This window comes from Nonomuraea zeae (genome assembly GCF_005889725.1).
GTDB classification, from domain to species: domain Bacteria; phylum Actinomycetota; class Actinomycetes; order Streptosporangiales; family Streptosporangiaceae; genus Nonomuraea; species Nonomuraea zeae.
The window spans coordinates 1-3,996 of sequence record NZ_VCKX01000540.1; the positions used below are offsets into that span (position 1 = coordinate 1).

Below are 3,996 nucleotides of genomic sequence, written 5' to 3' on the forward strand. Positions count from 1 at the left end.
CGCCCCCACCTCCTGCAGCGCCGCCGTCAACGCCACCGCCGCACCCACCGCGAGCAGGCTGAACGGCACCGCCAGCACCAGCCCGTCCGCCGACGGCACGACCAGCCGCACCGAGCAGAGCCCGACGACCATCGCCAGCAGCCCCAAAGGCGCCAGCCACCGCCCGGGAGCCTTCGTGAACAGCCGGACCACGACGGACGCGGCCACCGCGAGCAGCCCGGCCACCGCGTACGGGATCCACAACCCTCTCAGCCCGGGGCCCCCGAGCCCGCCCATCTCCACCAGCGTGACCTGCGCCGCACTGGGCAGCAGCACCACACCGACCGCCACCATCGTGTACGCCAGCGTCCTGCTCTCTGGGGCACCAATCGAGGCCAGCGCCAGCAGCCCCACGATCGCGAGCCCGGCCAGCAGAATCACCGGAATGGCCCGCCACCCCTCGGTCGCGGTGCTGATCGCCACCACCGCGATGCCCGCCGCCGGCACGGCGGCCAGCAGCAGGCGGGTGCGCTCCTTGACGCTCGGGGAAGGCCCGGCCGGCCGTCCCAGCACCGTCCAGGCCACCAGGTACGCGGCCGCCAGCGCGAGCGCGACCCCCGTCACCATCGGGTACGGCTGCAGCGTGACCTTCCAGCTGCTGACGTCGTCGAGCGGCCACAGGGCCAGCGCCTGGGCGGCGAGCAGGCCGAGGCCGAACACCCCCACCCACAGGGCCCGCAGCACCGGCGCGCGGTCCCAGACCGCGACCAGCGTCACCGGCACGATGATCCCGGCACCGACACCGCGCAACACGCGGACAACGCCGACAAGCAGCTCGGAAGCCGCATAACCACCGGCGGCGTCGGACACGGCCACCAGCGCCAGCCCGGCGACCAGGAGGTGCGCCACCTGCACCCGGCGCAGCGCCACAGCCGCGAGCGGCACGGTCAGCATCAGGGCGGGCAATGCGAGCCCATGGGTGCGCATCAACCCGACCTGGTCGATGTCGCCCGGCAGCAGCCTGGCGACAACGGAGAGCGTATTGGGGATCGCGACGATCGCCAGCGGCAACGCGGCCACGACGAGCAGCCCGAGCAACACGTCGAGCAGCCAAGAATGTCTGGGGCCGGCCGGATGGGGCGACCGCAGGTTTGGGGGGACGGCCATGTAGGCCGACTTTAGCGGGAAGTAGCGCCCTCGACACGGCGAGCGACGATAATCGCCGTGATCCACAGTGCCGCGAAGATCACGCCGAGGAAGAACATGGCTGATACTACGAAACCCGTGCAGATCGCCAGCACCTGTACGACGCTGCCGAGCAAGTAGCCGAACGGCCTCTTGAGCAGGCCCGCGGCGACGACACACAGCACGGCCAGTCCGATCCCGACGGTCACGGCGAAGGCAGGCTGGACCCCGCCCACGGTGATCGCCACGGGCGTGATCAGCGCGGCCACGATCGCCTCCATGCCGAGCACGGAGGCGCCGAGCCTGCGCATGCCTGGGGTGACCTGGAAGCTCATCGCGAACCATCCGCCCTGAGCAGCCGCCGGGCGTCGCCCGCCGTGATGACGGAGCCGGTGATCAGCACGCCGGTGCCGCTGAACTCGCCCGCGGCGTCGGCGATGCCGATGCCCAGGTCGATGGCGTCGTCGAGCCGGTCCGCGACGTGCACCCGTCCTTCGCCGAAGAGCGGCTCGGCCAGCGACGCGAGCTCCTTGGGCGACATCGACCTCGGCGAGGAGTTACGGGTCACGATGATCTCGTCGAGCATCGGCTCCAGCAGCTCCAGCAGCGCGTCCACGTCCTTGTCGCTCATCACCGCGAACACGCCGATCACTTTCGCGAAGTCGAACGCCTCGTGCAGCCCCTCCAGGGTCGCCTGCATGCCGCCGGGGTTGTGGGCGGCGTCGATCACGACCGTGGGCGTGCGTCGTACGACCTCCATCCGGCCGGGCGAGCTGGCCTGCGCGAACGCCTGGCGTACGAGCTCGATGTCGAGCGGGTCGTCACCGCCGGTCAGCGCTTCGACGGCGGCCAGCGCGCAGACCGCGTTGCTCGCCTGGTGCGCGCCGTAGAGGGGCAGGAAGACCTCGTCGTAGACGCCCTTGAGGCCGCGCAGCGTGAGCAACTGGCCGCCCATGGCCACCTCGCGGCTGAGCACCCCGAACTCGAGCCCCTCGCGCGCCACCACCGCACCGACCTCGGCCGCGCGCCGCATCAGTACCTCGGCCGCGGCCAGCTCCTGCTGGGCGAGTACAGTGGTCGCGCCCGGCTTGATGATGCCGGCCTTCTCTGAGGCGATGCTGGGGATGTCGGGCCCGAGCCGGTCGGTGTGGTCGAGCGAGATCGGCGTGATCACGGACACGGTGCCGTCGGCGACGTTCGTGGCGTCCCAGGAGCCGCCCATGCCTGTCTCGATGACCGCGACGTCGACCGGCGTGTCCGCGAACGCCGCGAACGCCATGGCCGTCAGCAGCTCGAAGAACTGGATGCGCCGCCCCTGCGTGTCGGTCAGCTCGACGAACGGGATGATCTCCTCATAGACCTCGGCGAACCGCTCCTCGCTCAGCGGCTCCCCGTCCACGGTGATCCGCTCGCGCATCGACTCCAGATGCGGGCTGGTGAACCGCCCCACCCGCAGGTTGCGCTCCTTGAGCAGCGCCTCGACGAGCCGCGCCGTGCTCGTCTTCCCGTTGGTGCCGGCGATGTGTATGACCGGGTACGCCTGCTGCGGCGAGCCGAGCAGGTCCAGCAGGGCCGCGATCCGGTCGAGCGTCGGCTCGAAATCCCACTCGACGCCACGATCCAGGATCGCGCGTTCAACCGCACGATAATCCACCCCTCAACCCTACTGACCGGCGCCAGCGCTCAGTACGCGGGGGAATCATATTGCCGCGCATATAGAAATTTGGAGGGTACTCACCGCCTCCGCCTGGGTGCCACCTTGGGAAACAGCCTGCCCCACCCCCCGGCAGGCCGCTCAAGAGGAGGCCATCGTGGAAAGCGAGAACACTCGCGCAGAAAAGCCCGCCGCCATCACGAGAAAGACGCTCTTCAAAGCTGCTCTCATAGCGACACCGGTCCCGCTGCTGATCGGGCAGGTCCCGGCTCTGGCCCGCGACATGTCCGCCGGCGGCGGACCGCTCACCCCCACCCCCTTCTGCGACGACGGTGACGACCCCACGCCGCCGCAGACGGAGGGCCCGTACTTCAAGCCCAACTCGCCCCAGCGCACCGTCTTACCGGGCACTGGCACGGCGCTGACGGTCAGCGGGTTCGTCTTCGGGCTGGCCTGCCAGCCCCTGGCGAACGTCCTGCTGGACTTCTGGCAGGCCGACAGGAACGGCGCGTACGACAACGTCACCTACAACTTCCGCGGTCACCAGTACACCAACGCCCAGGGAGCCTTCAAGCTCACCACGATCGTCCCCGGCCTCTACCCGGGCAGGACCCGGCACATCCACGTCAAGGCGCAGGCGCCCGGCCGGCCGGTTCTCACGACGCAGCTGTACTTCCCGGGTGAGCCGCGCAACAACACCGACACCATCTTCGATCCGGCGTTGCTCATGACCGTGCGGACGGTGGGAACGGGCCGGGAGGCCACTTTCGACTTCGTGCTCAACGTCCCGGGCGTCCCGCCCACGGACCCACCGACAAGTCCGCCTCCGGGCGGCGGCACCTGGCAGGTTGGGGTGACCTACCAGGCGGGTGACCAGGTCACGTATGGAGGCGCGACGTACCGTTGCCTGCAGGGGCACATGTCGCAGGCAGGCTGGGAGCCACCCAACGTCCCTGCGCTGTGGCAGCGCGCCTGACCTTCAGGTCCCCGAACGCAAGAGAGGGCCACCCCGGCTGCTGGGGGTGGCCCTCGTTCGCTTTCTCACGCAAAAAAAGGGCCCGACGCATAGCGTCGAGCCCTTCCCGAAAGATTGTCCGGCGGTGACCTACTCTCCCACACCCTCCCGAGTGCAGTACCATCGGCGCAGAGAAGCTTAACTTCCGGGTTCGGAATGTAAC

The 3,996-nt window shown here is 69.7% G+C and carries 4 protein-coding genes and 1 rRNA gene; 1 reads left to right on the forward strand and 4 read right to left on the reverse strand.

Translation table 11 applies throughout. The features are described from left to right. The 3 genes from ETD85_RS60710 to ETD85_RS60720 form a co-directional block, all read right to left on the reverse strand. The coding region (locus tag ETD85_RS60710) for a hypothetical protein (protein ID WP_138698839.1) at positions 1-1,146 on the reverse strand (1,146 nt) is incomplete at its 3' end. An 11-nt stretch (positions 1,147-1,157) separates the two neighbouring features. Beyond that, positions 1,158-1,499: a DUF4233 domain-containing protein gene (locus ETD85_RS60715; RefSeq protein WP_138698840.1), complete on the reverse strand. Its 342-nt coding sequence runs from the start codon at positions 1,497-1,499 to the stop codon at positions 1,158-1,160. Further along, positions 1,496-2,818, reverse strand: coding sequence for a bifunctional folylpolyglutamate synthase/dihydrofolate synthase (locus ETD85_RS60720; protein ID WP_138698841.1), 1,323 nt, complete (start codon positions 2,816-2,818; stop codon positions 1,496-1,498). The genes ETD85_RS60715 and ETD85_RS60720 overlap by 4 nt, the downstream gene beginning before the upstream one ends. A 157-nt stretch (positions 2,819-2,975) precedes the next feature. On the opposite strand from ETD85_RS60720, the gene ETD85_RS60725 reads away from it, so the two are divergent. Then, positions 2,976-3,794, forward strand: a complete 819-nt coding sequence (locus ETD85_RS60725; RefSeq protein WP_138698842.1) for a dioxygenase family protein — start codon at positions 2,976-2,978, stop codon at positions 3,792-3,794. Between the two features lie 116 nt (positions 3,795-3,910). Here ETD85_RS60725 and rrf read toward each other — a convergent pair. Next, positions 3,911-3,996 (reverse strand): 5S ribosomal RNA (gene rrf / locus ETD85_RS60730); the annotation flags it as partial.